The 16443-nt window shown below is 37.4% G+C and carries 13 protein-coding genes; 10 read left to right on the top strand and 3 right to left on the bottom strand.

Going from position 1 to position 16443, the window contains the following annotated elements; translation table 11 throughout:
• The first annotated feature begins 259 nt into the window (after positions 1–259).
• A complete protein-coding gene (locus tag G525_RS0106925; RefSeq protein WP_027125508.1) occupies positions 260–451 on the top strand; it encodes a cold-shock protein in 192 nt (63 codons plus the stop codon).
• Positions 452–584: 133 nt separating this feature from the next.
• Here the strand turns inward: G525_RS0106925 and G525_RS0106920 are convergent, their stop codons facing one another.
• Complete coding sequence (locus G525_RS0106920) at positions 585–1004, bottom strand: nucleoside-diphosphate kinase (protein ID WP_027125507.1); 420 nt, start codon at positions 1002–1004, stop codon at positions 585–587.
• Between the two features lie 172 nt (positions 1005–1176).
• On the opposite strand from G525_RS0106920, the gene G525_RS0106915 reads away from it, so the two are divergent.
• Genes G525_RS0106915 through G525_RS0106905 form a run of 3 tightly spaced genes read left to right on the top strand, consistent with a single transcriptional unit; the run spans position 1177 to position 3906 of the window.
• Complete coding sequence (locus tag G525_RS0106915; protein ID WP_027125506.1) at positions 1177–2193, top strand: DHH family phosphoesterase; 1017 nt, start codon at positions 1177–1179, stop codon at positions 2191–2193.
• The gene (gldI, locus tag G525_RS0106910; RefSeq protein WP_027125505.1) at positions 2190–2738 is read left to right on the top strand and encodes a gliding motility-associated peptidyl-prolyl isomerase GldI; all 549 of its coding nucleotides are present in this window, start codon (positions 2190–2192) and stop codon (positions 2736–2738) included. Before G525_RS0106915 ends, gldI begins: the two co-directional genes overlap by 4 nt.
• 4 nt (positions 2739–2742) lie before the next feature.
• The gene (locus tag G525_RS0106905; protein WP_027125504.1) at positions 2743–3906 is read left to right on the top strand and encodes a peptidylprolyl isomerase; all 1164 of its coding nucleotides are present in this window, start codon (positions 2743–2745) and stop codon (positions 3904–3906) included.
• A gap of 155 nt (positions 3907–4061) precedes the next feature.
• Here G525_RS0106905 and G525_RS0106900 read toward each other — a convergent pair whose 3' ends face one another.
• The gene (locus tag G525_RS0106900; protein ID WP_027125503.1) at positions 4062–5522 is read right to left on the bottom strand and encodes an aminoacyl-histidine dipeptidase; all 1461 of its coding nucleotides are present in this window, start codon (positions 5520–5522) and stop codon (positions 4062–4064) included.
• 164 nt (positions 5523–5686) lie between these two features.
• Here G525_RS0106900 and G525_RS0106895 point away from each other — a divergent pair, with 164 nt between their 5' ends.
• The 3 genes from G525_RS0106895 (at position 5687) to G525_RS0106885 (ending at position 11205) form a co-directional block, all read left to right on the top strand.
• Positions 5687–6754, top strand: coding sequence for a DUF3810 domain-containing protein (locus G525_RS0106895; RefSeq protein ID WP_027125502.1), 1068 nt, complete (start codon positions 5687–5689; stop codon positions 6752–6754).
• Between the two features lie 81 nt (positions 6755–6835).
• Complete coding sequence (locus G525_RS0106890) at positions 6836–9802, top strand: amidohydrolase family protein (RefSeq protein ID WP_027125501.1); 2967 nt, start codon at positions 6836–6838, stop codon at positions 9800–9802.
• Positions 9803–9903: 101 nt separating this feature from the next.
• Positions 9904–11205 carry an amidohydrolase family protein gene (locus tag G525_RS0106885; RefSeq protein ID WP_027125500.1) on the top strand — a complete coding sequence of 434 codons (1302 nt, stop codon included), beginning with the start codon at positions 9904–9906 and terminating at the stop codon, positions 11203–11205.
• Between the two features lie 186 nt (positions 11206–11391).
• Here G525_RS0106885 and G525_RS0106880 read toward each other — a convergent pair whose 3' ends face one another.
• Positions 11392–12192, bottom strand: a complete 801-nt coding sequence (locus G525_RS0106880) for a DUF6503 family protein (protein ID WP_027125499.1) — start codon at positions 12190–12192, stop codon at positions 11392–11394.
• Between the two features lie 348 nt (positions 12193–12540).
• On the opposite strand from G525_RS0106880, the gene G525_RS0106875 reads away from it, so the two are divergent.
• The 3 genes from G525_RS0106875 to G525_RS0106865 all read left to right on the top strand — a co-directional run bounded on the left by G525_RS0106875 (position 12541) and on the right by G525_RS0106865 (position 16172).
• The gene (locus G525_RS0106875; protein WP_027125498.1) at positions 12541–13338 is read left to right on the top strand and encodes a TrmH family RNA methyltransferase; all 798 of its coding nucleotides are present in this window, start codon (positions 12541–12543) and stop codon (positions 13336–13338) included.
• A 157-nt stretch (positions 13339–13495) separates the two neighbouring features.
• Positions 13496–14728, top strand: a complete 1233-nt coding sequence (locus G525_RS0106870; RefSeq protein WP_027125497.1) for a M48 family metallopeptidase — start codon at positions 13496–13498, stop codon at positions 14726–14728.
• Between the two features lie 328 nt (positions 14729–15056).
• Positions 15057–16172 (top strand): glycosyltransferase family 4 protein, encoded by a 1116-nt coding sequence (locus G525_RS0106865; protein ID WP_027125496.1) that lies wholly within the window; start codon positions 15057–15059, stop codon positions 16170–16172.
• Positions 16173–16443: the final 271 nt, after the last annotated feature.

Here is a 16443-nt window from a genome sequence, read left to right as displayed (position 1 = left end):
AAGATTTTAAGCAATTGATTAAAGGTCATTTACAAAATTAGCTTACCAAATTGAGTGAAATTATAATTGTGGAAAAATCGGTCATATTGATTTCACAAAACACTAAACACATGAGGTTTAGATGTTTTTCAGGACTAGATTTCACTAAATGAATACGTCAATTACATCATTCAAAAAAAAATATGCCCTAAAACGTATTTTGTATTCATTTTGGCGCTATCTTTGAATAATTATATAATTAATTTAATATTTTATTACAATGAGTAAAGGAACAGTAAAATTTTTCAACGATGCTAAAGGCTTCGGTTTTATCGTAGAAGAAGGAAACAACAAAGAACATTTTGTTCACATTTCAGGATTAATCGACGAAATTCGTGAAGGCGATGAAGTTGAATTCGATCTTACAGAAGGAAAAAAAGGATTAAACGCAGTTAACGTAAAAGTTATCTAATATATAAGCTTTTTTAAATGATAAAGCCCTGCAACACCTGTTGTGGGGCTTTTTGTTCTTAAGTAGTTCCTAAAAAAAAGGCTTGGAACACATTTTGTTCCAAGCCTTTTATACTAAAATAGGTTTAAAACCTTTAAAACATCTCTCTTCCAGCAAAATGAAAGGCGCTTTCAATGGCAGCATTCTCATCACTGTCACTTCCGTGAACTGCATTTTCACCAATAGAAGCCGCGTATAATTTACGAATAGTACCTTCAGCAGCATCCGCAGGATTTGTAGCACCTATAAGGGTTCTGAAATCTTCAACCGCATTTTCCTTTTCTAAAACCGCAGCCACAATTGGTCCACGGGTCATATATTCTACCAACTCGCCATAAAAAGGTCTTTCGCTGTGTACAGCATAAAACTCCTTTGCATCTGCAGTAGTCATATGCGTTAATTTTAATGCTACGATTCTAAAGCCGGAAGCACTGATTTTTTCTAAGATTGCACCAATGTGTCCTTTTTCGACTGCATCTGGCTTAAGCATTGTAAACGTTCTATTCGTTGCCATATTTGTAATTTAATTAATTCTGATTTTTATTGTTTTATCTTTTTGGACTCTCAAATCTACACTCTAATTGTGATCCTTTTTTCCTAAAGCCCTTCTAAATTTCGTGCAAAAGTACGGCATTTATCACTAAAAACCATAACATGAATCTTAAAAAATTGTATCTTCGCCAGCTATGACTGAACAAGATATTCAAGAAATTAAGGCGCTATTAATCGCGCCAAAAAACGTCGTCATCATTCCCCACAAAAATCCTGATGGCGATGCTATGGGTTCTACCTTAGGACTTTGCCACTATCTTATAAAGAACCACCATAAGGCCACCGTAATCGCGCCAAATGACTATCCTGATTTTTTGAAATGGTTGCCAGGTAATGACAAGGTCATTATTTATGAATCGGACATGAGCAATGCTGAAAGTCTTATAGAACAGAGTCATATTATTTTTACTTTAGATTTTAATGCGTTCCACCGTGCGGGTGATATGGCAACTTCTTTAGCCAATTCAAAAGCGCTCAAAATCATGATTGACCATCATCAGCAACCGGATGCCTATGCTAAATACATGTTTAGTGATGTATTTATGAGCTCTACCTGTGAAATGGTCTATCATTTTATAGACATGTTAGGAGATACTGAAAATATTGATGGGGATATGGCCACATGTCTCTATGCTGGAATTTTAACAGATACAGGCTCTTTTCGCTTTCCATCATCTACAAGCAAAACGCATTTAGTAGCCGCTGAATTGATTAATAAAGGGGCAGATCATTCCGAAATTTACAATGCGATATACGATACTAATAGTTACGAACGTTTGCAATTACTAGGCGTCGCACTTAAAAATCTCAGAATTCTTCCAGAATATAAAACAGCCTATATTACGCTCACCCAAGAGGAACTAAATGCCGCCAACTTTAGAAAAGGAGATACCGAAGGTTTCGTGAATTACGGACTTTCTATCAAAAACATTATTTTTGCAGCCATCTTCATTGAGCACAAGCAAGAGGGTATTATTAAGATTTCTTTACGCAGTAAAGGCGCGTTTTCCGTCAACGAATTCTCACGAGAAAACTTTGGCGGTGGTGGGCATACCAACGCAGCAGGTGGTAAAAGCGACCTCAATTTAATTGATACAGTTGAAAAATTTATTAGTATATTGCCACGCTATAAAAACACCCTAAATTCATGACAAGAGCCACTCTTATCATCCTACTCCTAACTATTGGCCTCAGCAGCTGCAAATCTCCTGAAGCGAGAAGACCAATTTCCCAAAAATCGGGTTCCTTCATAAAAATATCAGCAGAACGCAATAAAAAACTGAATACCGAGGAGTCCAATCAGATAAAAAACATCATTAAAAAAGACACCTCAAAAACCTATATCGCTTCAGAAAGTGGTTTTTGGTACTATTATAACATTAAAGTAGAAAAGGATACCATTAAACCTTCTTTTGGAGATATTGTCAACTTTGATTACGATGTGAAAGACTTTAATGGCAATGATATTTATTCAGATGACGACATCCATCCACGCGATTATGCCATGGATCAAGAAGAAATATTTACAGGGCTCCGGGAAGGTCTAAAACTTATGAAACCAGGTGAAACGGTCACCTTTTTATTTCCATCCCAAAAAGCTTATGGTTACTATGGTGACAAAAATAAAATTGGCACCAATACGCCAGTCATCTGTAAAGTGACCGTAAATTCAATAATTCAAAACCAAAACGATTAAAACTATGCGATTGATTAAAAAGGCTTTTGGCCTCTTATTATTAATGTCACTTATTACGGCTACGGCCTGTAAAGACAAATACCCAGACTTAGAGGATGGGTTGTACACAGAAATCATCACTAATAAAGGAACTATGGTTATCCGCTTGGAATACCAAAAAGCACCTATAACAGTGGCAAATTTCATATCACTTGCTGAAGGCACAAACACGCTTGTGGACAGTGCATATATTGGTAAAAAATATTACAACGGATTGATATTTCACAGAATTATTGATGAGTTCATGATTCAAGGTGGTGATCCTACAGGAACAGGAAGCGGTAGCCCTGGATATAAATTTAACAATGAAATTTCTGAAGATCTGTTACATGATAAAGTAGGGACTCTATCTATGGCCAATTCTGGTCCAAATACCAATGGTAGCCAGTTTTTCATTACTGAAGGACCTACACCTAACCTAGATGGTGGGTATAACGTTTTTGGTTATTTGGTGATGGGAGAAGATGTGCTGCACACTTTAGCAGGTGTCGAAACCACAAAGCCTGGTGACAAACCGGTTGAGGATGTAATCATGCAAGAAGTAAACATCATCAGAAAAGGTAAAGATGCCAAAAATTTTGATGCTCCAAAAATATTCAAGGATCATTTCGCAAAAGCGGAACAGGAAGAAAAAGAGCGTTTGGCAAAAGAGGAAGAAGCACAAAAAATTAGAGCTGAGAAAAGTGCGGCCGCTGCTGCAGATATGAAACCAGCTCTTGAAACCTACGAAGGCAAATCAAAAACATTGGCTTCTGGTTTAAAAATGTATAACATTACTAAAGGTTCTGGGGTCAAACCTAAAACAGGACAAACTGTAAAATTATACTATGAAGGTTATTTTACTGATGGACGTTTATTTGATAGTAATGTAAAAACCGTTGAAGAGCATTATGGCATGTATAATGAGCAAAAGGACCAAAGACAGATGTACAACCCAATGCCAATGCCAATCAGTCCTGATGCACAAATGATTCCTGGTTTTAAAGAGGCGGTCAATCAAATGCAAGTAGGCGACAAATCATTCTTCTATTTACCATTTCACTTGGCGTACGGAGAACGCGGTAACCGTGTGATTCCACCAAGTACAGATTTGATTTTTATTATTGAAATGGTGGGGATTGAAGAATAAAATTTAAAAATTCCATACTAAACATTTAAAAATCCAATCCATTTGGAAAACTAAAAGCAGCTTTGATAATTTTCATAGCTGCTTTTTTTTAACCTCAATTTTATTATATGTCCTAAAACATTCGATCTAGATTTGGTATTTAGTATTTTAAAATTCTATTTTTTAGGAATATTCTTCAAAATCTCCAATACAAATTTCCAGTATTTCTGTGCCGATGATATTTGGGCACGTTCGTCAGGAGAATGGGCGCCTTTAATATTTGGTCCAAAACTGATCATGTCCATTTCTGGATAATTTTGTCCTAAAATACCACATTCCAATCCTGCATGACAGGCCGCTACATGCGCCTCTTTACCATTCATTTCAGTATATAGTTTTGATAACACCTTTAAAATCTTGGAATCCATATTCGGTTTCCATCCAGGGTAATCACCATCAAATTCTACTTCACAGCCTGTAAGCTCAAAAGTTGCACGCAACATATTGGCCAAATCCCATTTTGAAGTTTCTACAGAGGAACGCGTCAAACAAGAAATTTTAATTTCACCTTCCTTAACTACAACTCTTGCAATATTATTTGAGGTTTCAACCAAATCAGGAATGTCAGGACTCATTCTATAAACCCCATTACAAGCGGCATAAAGAGCTCTCGTCAAACCTTCCTGCACACCCAAATCCATGATCATTTTCGGAGTTTCTATTTTGGTGATCTCCACCGTCAAATTAGGCTCTAAAGTTTTATATTCCGTTTTGATATCGTTGATAATTTCTTCGATTTCGGTATTAAAGGCAGCTTCATTCATCGTGTCAACTGCTACAATCGCATTGCTCTCTCTAGGAATGGCATTGCGCAGACTTCCACCATCAATTTCAGAAATTCGGAGTCCGAAGTTTTCAAAACCATCAAAAAGCAAACGGTTCATCAACTTATTGGCATTCCCAAATCCTTTATGGATATCCATCCCTGAATGCCCGCCTTGTAAACCTTTTATGGTGATTTTATAACCCGTTTTAAACTCAGGTGTTTCTTCTTCCTTATAGGTTCTTGTTGCGGTTACATCAATACCTCCTGCACAGCCAACGCCAATTTCATCATCTTCTTCGGTATCGAGGTTCAAAAGAATATCGCCTTGCAACAATCCACCTTCCAAGCCTTTGGCGCCCGTCATTCCGGTTTCCTCATCAATTGTAAACAACGCTTCAATAGCAGGATGCGGAATGTCAGAACTTTCTAAAATGGCCATAATTGTAGCAACCCCCAACCCATTATCGGCGCCAAGCGTTGTGCCTTTTGCTTTAACCCAATCGCCGTCGACGTACATCTCGATGCCCTGGGTATCAAAATCAAAATTGGTAGCGTTATTCTTTTGGTGAACCATATCTAAATGCGATTGCATCACCACCATTTGACGGTCTTCCATTCCCGCCGTTGCCGGTTTTTTAATAATTACGTTGCCTACCTTGTCTTCAATGGTTTCCAAGCCTAGATTCTTTCCGAAATCTTTCATAAAGGCAATCACACGTTCTTCCTTTTTTGAAGGTCGTGGGACGGCATTTAAATCGGCAAATTTATTCCAAAGCACTTTAGGCTCTAATTGTCTTATTTCTGAATTCATATATAGATGTTTATCATTTTTTAATGCTCCTATGCCATCGGCAAATTTTCATTCGAATTTGTGGCCAAATTTTGATTATGCGTATGTCATAAGACATATTTATGTTGTTTTACAAAGGTACGGATTCATGTATGTTATATAAAACTATTTTCTATTTTTGAGGCATGCGCAAACATACCAAACTTATTATTGCCCTTTCTTTGATCTTACAAATTTTGCTCATAAAGCTATTGGCAAATTTTCCTGAATTTGTCGAAAACTATTACAGCAACGGCATTTATAAATGGACCTCCAAAGCCATGCATTTTGCATTTGGTTGGGTTCCGTTCTCAGTAGGCGATGTGCTCTATACCCTAGCAGGTCTCTATATCATCCGATGGCTTTTCAAAAATAGAAAACGCCTGAGACGAGACACCAAAAATTATGTTCTGGATGTTCTCTCGGCGGTTTCCTTGGGATATTTTGCTTTTCACATCCTTTGGGCCTTCAATTACTATAGGTTGCCGTTGCATCAATCATTAGAAATCGAAAACGATTATTCCACCGAAGAACTGGTCGAGTTTACCGAAGCTCTCATCCTAAAAACGAATGTTATTCATGGTATGATAGAAAATAATGACACCACAATGGTGGTCATGCCGTATACCAAACGTGAACTTATTAAATTGGCACCAAAGGGTTATGAACAACTTGCCAGAGAATATCCAAATCTTGCCTATTGGCCGAGTAGTTTAAAACGTTCGATATATAGTTTACCACTGACTTATATGGGATTTAGTGGCTATCTGAATCCGTTTACCAACGAGGCACAAATTGACGGACTCATTCCTTCCTATAAATACCCCACGACCACAAGCCATGAAATAGCACATCAGTTGGGCTATGCTGCCGAAAACGAAGCTAATTTTATCGGCGCCATGGCTGCCATGAAACATGAGAATATCTACTTTAACTACTCCGGGTATTCTTTCGCCTTGAGAAATTGCTTAAATGATGTCTATTTGAGAGATCCTTTAAAGTATGAGAAGCTTATAGTAAAAGTCAATATTGGGGTTTTGAAAAATTATGAGGAAATGCGGTTGTTCTGGCAATCGTACGAAAACATTTCAGAAACCATTTTTAAAAAGACCTATAGTGGATTTTTAGTGGCCAACAACCAAAAAAGTGGTATTGACAGTTACAGCTATGTCGTAGCGCTTCTGGTCAACTATTTTGAAGACCGACCCTTGTAAAATGTTAAAGTAATCTTAATAAAGTTCTGAATTCTCTATAATCTTTATCTTTAAAAACATTTCTTAACTAATCTCAACCGTATGATTAAAACAGTTTTAACCATCATGACGTTTATGTGCAGTTTTTCGATACTTGCACAGGACTATTTTCCAAAAAATGATGGTGTTGCAACCAAAAACACCAATTACACTGCCATTACAAATGCCAAAATTTATGTGACGCCCACTCAAATTATTGAGAAAGGGACTTTGCTCATTAAAGATGGTAAAGTGGTGGCATCAGGAACTTCAGTAAATATTCCGAAAAACGCGACCCAAATAGACGCTTCAGGAAAAAGCATCTACCCTTCTTTTATTGACATGTATTCTGATTTTGGGATTGAAAAACCAAAACGTCCGTCTGGTGGCAGAAGTTCGCAATATGATGCGTCACGCTCCGGATTTTATTGGAATGACCACGTTATGCCAGAAAATAACGCCATTGACCAGTTTAATTACGACTCCAAAAAAGCTGAAGATCTAATCAAAGCTGGTTTTGGTGTGGTCAATACCCATATTCAAGACGGTATCGTTAGGGGAACTGGAACCTTAGTTGCTTTAAACTCCAACGATGATAATGCCATGCGAATTATTGATGCTAAATCGGCACAATATCTTTCTTTTAGTAAAAGTGTAAAATCCAATCAGTCTTACCCTTCTTCAATTATGGGAAGCATGGCCTTATTGCGACAATTGTATTATGATGCCAATTGGTATGCAAAAGGAAATTCGAAAACCAAAGACCTCTCCATTGAAGCTTTGAACGCTAACAAATCCATGGTTCAAATCTTTGAAGCAGGCAGCCGAGCTAATGACTTGCGAGCTGATAAAGTTGGTGATCTTTTCAATATCCAATATATTATTTTAGGTGGTGGCGATGAGTATGAGCGCATTGAAGAAATTAAAGCTATGAATGCGTCAATGATCATTCCGATCAATTTCCCTGATGCTTATGACGTTGAAAATGCATTTTTAGCATCTACCCTATCCATCCACGATATGCGCGCATGGAATCAAAAACCGACCAATCCAAAACTATTGGCGGAAAACAACATCACGTTTGCATTCACAACGCACGATTTAAAATCGGCCAAAGATTTCAAATCAAACGTAATGAAGGCTATTGAAGCTGGGCTCTCAAAAGAAAAGGCCTTAGAAGCCTTGACCACTATTCCTGCCCAACTCTTAGGAAAATCAGATAAAATAGGCTCTTTGAGAAATGGTACTTACGCTAACTTCTTGATCACTTCTGGAGATATTTTCGATAAGAAGACCACACTTTATGAGAATTGGGTTCAAGGTTATAAAAACACCATTGAAAACAGAAGTATTATCGATATTACTGGTACATACGAATTTTCTCTAGCTGGTGAGTCTTATGACATGACCCTTTCCGGGGAATTGAGCAAGCTGAAATCTGAAATCACTGCCAACAATAAAAAACGTGGCTCAAAAGTAGCCTACGCTGACGATTGGATAAACATTGCCTTTACTACTCAAGATAGCACAAAACAAGAGTTTATAAGAGTTATAGCCAATGTAGATGCCAATAAAAACCTTACTGGCAAAGCCATCATGCCAACTGGTACAGAGCTGGGTTTTTTCGCGAAACAAACGGAAGCCAAAAAAGACACGGATTCCAAAAAAGACGATGCTGATGATGATAAAAAAGACACTGTTGCTTCAGTATCTCCCATCACTTTCCCAAACAACGGCTATGGTTTTAAAACTTTACCAAAAGCTGAAACCTTATTGTTCACCAATGCTACAGTTTGGACCAACGAGAAAGATGGCAATTTAGAGAACACTGATGTCCTTATCAAAAATGGGAAGATTGCTAAAATTGGAAAGAATTTATCTGATGGTAGCGCTCAAGTTATTGATGCCACTGGTAAGCATTTAACGTCTGGCGTGATTGATGAGCATTCGCATATTGCTGCGGCCTCAGTCAATGAAGGCGGTCAGAATTCTTCTGCTGAAGTCACTATTGAAGATGTGGTTGATGATACGGATATCAATTTATACAGAAATTTAGCTGGTGGTGTCACGTCCATTCAAATTCTGCACGGGTCGGCAAATCCAATTGGTGGGCGTTCAGCCATCATCAAACCAAAATGGGGACATGCCGCTAAAGATTTGATTATTACCAACAGTCCGAAGTATATAAAATTCGCTTTAGGTGAAAACGTAAAACAATCCAACTGGAGCGGTGGCAGATTTCCACAAACCAGAATGGGTGTTGAACAAGTATTTATCGATTATTTCACCCGTGCAAAAGAATATGAAGCCTTAAAAAAATCCGGCAAACCTTACCGACAGGATGTAGAAATGGAAACCCTTGTCGAAATCCTCAACGGCGAACGTTTTATCAGTTGCCATTCTTATGTACAGAGTGAAATCAATATGTTGATAAAGGTTGCAGATCAATTCGACTTCAGGATCAATACGTTTACCCATATTTTAGAAGGTTATAAAGTTGCCGATAAAATGTTAGAGCACGGTGTAGGTGGCTCTACATTTGCTGATTGGTGGTCGTACAAATACGAGGTAAATGATGCCATCCCTTATAACGCAGCCATTATGCACGATGTAGGCATTACCGTGGCCATCAATAGTGATGATGCCGAAATGAGCCGTCGCTTGAACCAAGAAGCGGCAAAAACCGTGAAATATGGAGGCGTTAGCGAAGAGGAAGCTTGGAAGTTTGTCACTTTAAACCCTGCGAAACTTTTACATATTGATGACCGTGTTGGCAGTATTAAAGTTGGTAAGGATGCCGATGTGGTTCTTTGGTCAGACCATCCGCTTTCCATTTACGCAAAAGCTGAAAAAACCATTATTGAAGGCGCAACCTATTTCGATTTAAAGCGTGATGAGATGATCAGAACACAAATTAAACAGGAAAGAAGCGCCCTAATCAATGACATGTTGCAAGCCAAAAATAAAGGCTTGAAGACTCAGCCAATAAAGAAAAAGGAAAAGGAGATGCTGCATTGTGACTCTGAGTAGGGTTCAGACTTCCCGCCTTCGCTAATGTTTCGGACGGGCAGGCAGAGGTTAAAGGTAAAAAATAAAAAATTCGTGCATTCGTGGCACAAAATCATAATAACATGAAAAACATCACATATATATTAATTATCACACTGTGCACTTCCTTATGTTTTGCACAGCAAACACCGGCAGCCAAGCAGTCGCAACCAATTGCCATTACGGGTGCTACTGCACATTTGGGCAATGGCCAGGTCATTGAAAACAGCCTTATCATTTTTAAAGATGGCAAATTGACAACCGTATCAACGTCAGGTCAAACAGATCTTTCAGGCATGGAAGTCATAAAAGCCAATGGCAAGCATGTGTATCCTGGTTTTATTGTGCCTTCATCAACTTTAGGTCTGACAGAAATTGATGCGGTAAAAGCTACTGTTGACGAAAGTGAAATTGGAGAGATGAATCCACATATCAGAAGTATTATTGCTTATAATGCCGAATCTAAAGTAGTGGAATCGATGCGTCCAAATGGCGTATTGCTGGGTCAGATTGCACCACAAGGCGGTCGTATTTCAGGAACGTCATCAGTTGTGCAATTTGATGCTTGGAACTGGGAAGATGCTACTGTTAAAGTAAATGACGGCATTTACCTGAATTGGCCAAGCAGCTTCACACGCGGTCGATGGTGGCTTGGTGAAGATAGAGGCTTAAAGAGCAATGATAAGTACAGTGAACAAGTGGATGAAATCGTTTCCTTTTTTAATGAGTCAAAATCCTACGCTGCCGGAGATCAACCTACTATAAACTTACCTTATGCGGCCACCCAAGGTTTATTTGATGGCTCTAACAAATTATACGTCAATGTTGATGATGAAAAGGGCATCACAGATGCCATTCATTTTGCTAAAAATAATAAGGTGCAGCATTTGGTTATTGTTGGTGGCAGTGAATCTTATAAAGTAGCCGATTTATTAAAGCAAAACAATATTCCTGTTATTGTCCAACGGATTCATTCACTTCCATCGCAAGAAGATGATGATTATGATTTACCCTATAAACTAGCAACATTATTGGTCAACAAAGGGGTGATGGTAGCGTTAAATGCCAATGGATCCATGGAACGTATGAGTTCCAGAAATCTTCCTTTTTACGCAGGAACAGCTGTTGCTCACGGCTTAGATAAAGAAGAAGCCTTAAAGTTGATCACTTCTAACACGGCTAAAATTTTAGGCATTGATAATGATTATGGTACTCTGGAAGAAGGAAAAAGCGCCACTTTATTTATTAGTAATGGGGATGCTTTGGATATGCGAACCAATCAATTGACCCATGCTTTTATTGATGGTCGTTTGATCAGTTTAGAAACACATCAGACGGAATTATACCATCGTTATGACGACAAATATAAGGCTGAGAAGAAATAAGGGAGTTGGAAGCTTGAAGTTAGCGCTTTCGATTGAAAAATATATTTCTATATTTTAAAAAATCTGTCATTCTCGACGTAAAGAGCGTGACAGATTTTTTATAATTCAAAAATGAAGAACAGCAGTATACAGTAAATTTTATGGAAATGTCTAAAACATAGACAATCAAGTCTTTGTTCTAAAAATTTATTGAATGATCTCCCCACCTTCAGGTCTGCCATAGACTCTTGAGTCCATTTTTACCGTGGTCATCATTGGGCTAACAAATTTGATTTCACTTTTCACTGTCGTAGGCTGGTTGTTTTCAACATTATACCAAACCATAGTTTCCGGCAATGTGATTCCTTCCACCTCTTGCCAATTGTTATAGTTGATATAACTAAATTTCGTGCTTTTCTCATTACCAAAAGTGACCGTATAGGCTAGCCAAGCCATCTTATAAGAATCTGCATCATAATATAACACATATTCATCATCTGAAGAGGCACCCACACCGTTTTTATATGAAATTTGGATTCCTGGATAGGTTTTACCTTCGAAAACCAAAGGCTCTGCTTCAGCATACATAATTCCATCATCGGCCAATACAAACGGCATGGCATAAAAATAAAACATCAAGTTATAGTAAAACTTAGGATTGCCGTCATAGTTACTTTTGTCCCTATTTTTCATCCACAAAACTTCGCCATCAAATCCAATCGTATGTTTTGGCATTTCTATCAAAGCATAACGGTCTTTTAAATCGGTGGTTGTAATTTCATAACCGCCAGGCTTTTCAACCGAAAACTCTAAAGTAGCCATTTCATTCCAGGCATCAAGTCCGCCATGGGCAGCAAAAACCTTGGTGATATTTTCAGGATAAGCACTAGTGGTCACATCTATTACCTTCTCTGTAGAAGGTTCTGTATCAACTTTAGTTTCCGAAGTTTTGTCTTTACATGAAATCATGAGTGAAGTGAGTACGCACAGGTAAACTATTTTTTTCATAAGAATTGTGATTTTTTCCTTTACATTCCAGTCTGTGAACAGGAAGCAAGAAATCTTAATATTTAGATATATAATTTGTCTTTAAAAAAATTTGCTCATTTTAAATCGTCCACAAATTAAGGAATATAATATTAGGTAAAAATAGATAGCACAATTTATGATTAAATTGCTTTTCGCAATCGTACAAATTAATCATGAACGGAGAATTCAGAATTAGTGTGTATTCATGAAATTAATCTCTAAAAACCAAAATCCTTGTGCCAATAAATTCTACATTCAATTTCCTTCGAATCCTGCAATTGTTCTCTCATATTCAGTAAATTTGCGCCAGCAAAACACTACACATCTGTGAATAAGGAAATAACAAGCGTTCAGAACCCCTATATCAAAGCGCTTTATCAGCTCAAGGAAAAGTCTAGAGATCGCAATAAATCGGGATTATTTTTAATTGAAGGCGCACGCGAAATTGGTTTGTCCATCAAAGGCAAGTATCGTATTGAAACCATTTTGTATTATCCTGAGTTATTTTCTGAAGCACAGCTCAACAACCTAATCTCACAACAGACAACTACCATACAGATTTCCAAAGAAGTCTATCAAAAACTGGCACACAGAGACACTACGGAAGGTGTGATAGCCGTGGCCAAAACAAAAGCACATGACTTAAGCAACATCGCTTTTAAGTCAGAAAACCCATTAATTCTCGTCGCAGAGGCTCCAGAAAAACCAGGAAATATAGGCGCGATTTTGAGAACGGCAGATGCTGCGAATGTAGATGCTGTAATTATTGCCAACCCAAAAACCGATTTGTACAATCCAAATATCATCCGCAGTAGTGTGGGCTGTATTTTCACCAATCAGATTGCTACGGGTTCAACATCTGAAATCATTTCGTTTTTAAAAGAAAAGAAAATCTCTATTTATTGTGCTGCCTTACAATCTTCTGAACTCTATACCACACAAGATTTCACAAAAGCAACTGCCATTGTGATGGGTACTGAAGCAACCGGTTTGAGTGCCGAATGGTTGCAACAATCCACCCAAAACATCATCATCCCCATGCAAGGTGAAATTGACAGTATGAATGTATCCGTTGCCGCAGGAATCCTTATTTTTGAGGCCAAGAGACAACGAAACTTTTCCTGAATGTCATTGCGAGTAAGGCACGAACGTGGCAATCTCATGATAATAAGCAATATTACAATTAGACAAAAAAAACAAAATACAAATCCCAATTAAAGATCACCTTGGAATTTACCTACCTGTCGGCAGACAGGGAATTTTAAATATTGGAATTTAACCCATGAACGCTACCACCCTATTCTACATCATCATCGCCATCATTATCATCGATTTTATAGTCGATAAAATTTTGGATGCCCTAAATGCTAAACTCTATAGCGACCCCATTCCTGAGGAATTGACCGATGTTTATGATCAGGCGGAGTATCACAAATCGCAGGACTATAAAACCACAAACTATAAATTTGGATTGATTACCTCAACTTTTTCGTTGGTATTGACCTTGGCATTTTTAGGCTTGGATGGTTTTGAGTTTGTTGATAATATCGCGCGAAGTTATAGTAATAATAACATCATCATTGCTTTAATCTTCTTTGGAATTATTATGTTGGGGAGTGATATTATCAATACGCCTTTTACCTATTATCAAACCTTCGTCATTGAGGAAAAGTTTGGATTCAATAAGACTACAAAAGCCACTTTTATTTTGGACAAGTTAAAGGGTCTGCTTATGATGGCAATTATTGGCGGCGGACTTTTAGCTTTGATTATTTGGTTTTACGACGTGACCGGAACTCACTTTTGGTTATATGCTTGGGCACTCGTTGCGGCATTCAGTATTTTTACCAATATGTTTTATGCGCGACTTATCGTCCCAATCTTTAACAAGCAGACCCCTTTGGAAACTGGTGAGCTACGGAATAAAATCTCCGCCTATGCCACTTCAGTAGGGTTTAATCTCGATAAGATTTTCGTGATTGACGGCTCCAAACGAAGTACCAAAGCCAACGCTTATTTCTCAGGATTTGGAAGTGAAAAACGCGTCACGCTTTATGACACTTTGGTCAACGATTTGGATGACGAAGAAATTGTAGCCGTTCTGGCACACGAGGTTGGACATTATAAGAAGAAGCACATTATTTTCAATCTCATCACCTCATTATTACTGACGGGAGTAACTTTATTTATCCTCTCCATTTTTATCTCAAATCCGTTATTGTCCAATGCGCTTGGCGTACAAATCCCAAGTTTCCATGTCGGATTGATTGCTTTTGGACTGCTCTACTCGCCTATTTCTGAAGTGACCGGATTTGTGATGAACCACTTTTCGCGCAAGTTTGAATATCAGGCAGATAATTATGCCAAAAAGACTTACAAGAGCGAACCTTTAGTCAGTTCTCTAAAAAAACTCTCCAAAAACAGCTTGAGTAACTTAACACCACATCCTGCATATGTATGGGTTCATTATTCACACCCGACACTTTTAGAACGGGTTAGGAATTTGAGAATGTAAGTTACATTGATTTGAGCAGCATTCCATAAATGACAAATCGAAGAAGATATTCAATTTTAATATTAATATGTCACAAATACTGCGTAAATTAGCGGCTCTATTTGATAGAATTTACAATATCAATTCTTTTCAAAAAATAATCCCCTAGTATTTTTGGAACATGTTAATAATCAAAAATTAACATGTTATAAGTTTTTATTTGACAACATATACCGTTTAATAACATTCTTAATAGGTTTATGAAAGTCATAAAATCGTGTATTATTTGGGTTCAGTCTCACTTAAATTCGTTTAAATAAAGGTTGTTATTAAATTTAAATTAGGGGTCATGAAAATTATTTTCTTAGCGCGATATCTACCAGCAGAAGGTTCTACAACTCACATGTATTCAGTAGCTAAAAACCTCATTGAACGCGGTGAGGAAGTCTATATTCTATCTAGAGGCCATGCCGATGATCCGAGTGCAATCAATTTGTTTGAAAAAGCTAGGTTAGACGGCATCCGATTTGTGGAACTACCATTTCCTTTGTACACAAAAGTAAATTTCATATCTAAGATCAAACAACTGTGCTCATATATTTATGCGACCCCTTTTGCTTTATATCAATTTTATAAACTTAAGCCTGATGTAATTCATTCACATTATGCAGTCACAACATATTTAGCCGCCATTCATCGATTCTTCACGGGGAAAAAATTTATCATAACCCATCATATTATGGGAATCCCCAAGCATTTTCTAAACAGAAAAGCGGATTATGCCATTGCAATCAGTAGAGAATTGAAAACGTTCTTAATCTCTTCCTATAACTATGAAGAAAGTCAAGTCGAGCTCATTTTTAATGGGGTTGAAAAGCGCGAGAATGAAATTAACCAAACAAAGATTATAAGTTTAAAAAAAGAGTTTTCCATCCCAAGCGATAAAATAATTTTTGGCTTTGTGGGATCTCTAAGTTATAGAAAAGGTGTTGATGTCTTGCTTAAAGCCTTCAGTACCTGTACACAATTTAATGTTCATTTAATAATACTTGGCGATGGCGAAATTGATTGGGTGAAAGAAATGATCAATGAATATCAACTAAATGACATTGTTTCCTTAATTCCGTTTAGAGATCCAAAAGACATCTACAGGATGATTGATACATTAATTCTTCCGTCTAGAAGAGAAGGTTTTCCTTTAGTTCCTTTAGAAGCGATGATGATGAAAAAACCAGTCATTCGATCAAATACTGAAGGTGCTCACGATCAAATTATTGACGGGAACAATGGTTACGTTTTTGAATCTGAAAACCATTTAGAATTAGCTAAAATAATAGAAAAAATTTCAAACACTCCTCAATCATTGGAGCGCTTAGGTGAAAATGCCTATCAACATGCAATGCACAATTTTACTGAAGATGCAATGATTGATAAAATGATGGCGCTCTATCAAAAAACGCAATAATAGGCTAAGGACCTTAAATATTAACTTCTTTTTTTGTCTGAGCACTCTACGAAATTCCCGTACAGCTCTGTTGGAGACTTTTAATACTTAGCTAAAAGAGAATTTTTCCGATTTCCAGTTATTCACTTCCTATTCCAAAGCTATTAACATCTACAGAACTGGATGAGTTATCAACATCATTTTATGACAAATGCAATCATTTTTTATCATCACGCATTAGAAACACATTCAGAATACTATTGTCTAAGCCATTTCTTTTCTCCAGAAGATT

The sequence above is a fragment of the Gelidibacter mesophilus DSM 14095 genome (genome assembly GCF_000423005.1).
In the GTDB taxonomy this organism is placed as follows: Bacteria; Bacteroidota; Bacteroidia; order Flavobacteriales; family Flavobacteriaceae; genus Gelidibacter; species Gelidibacter mesophilus.
The sequence above is the reverse complement of the archived record's forward strand: the minus strand, read 5'-3'. Positions and strand labels throughout refer to the sequence as shown.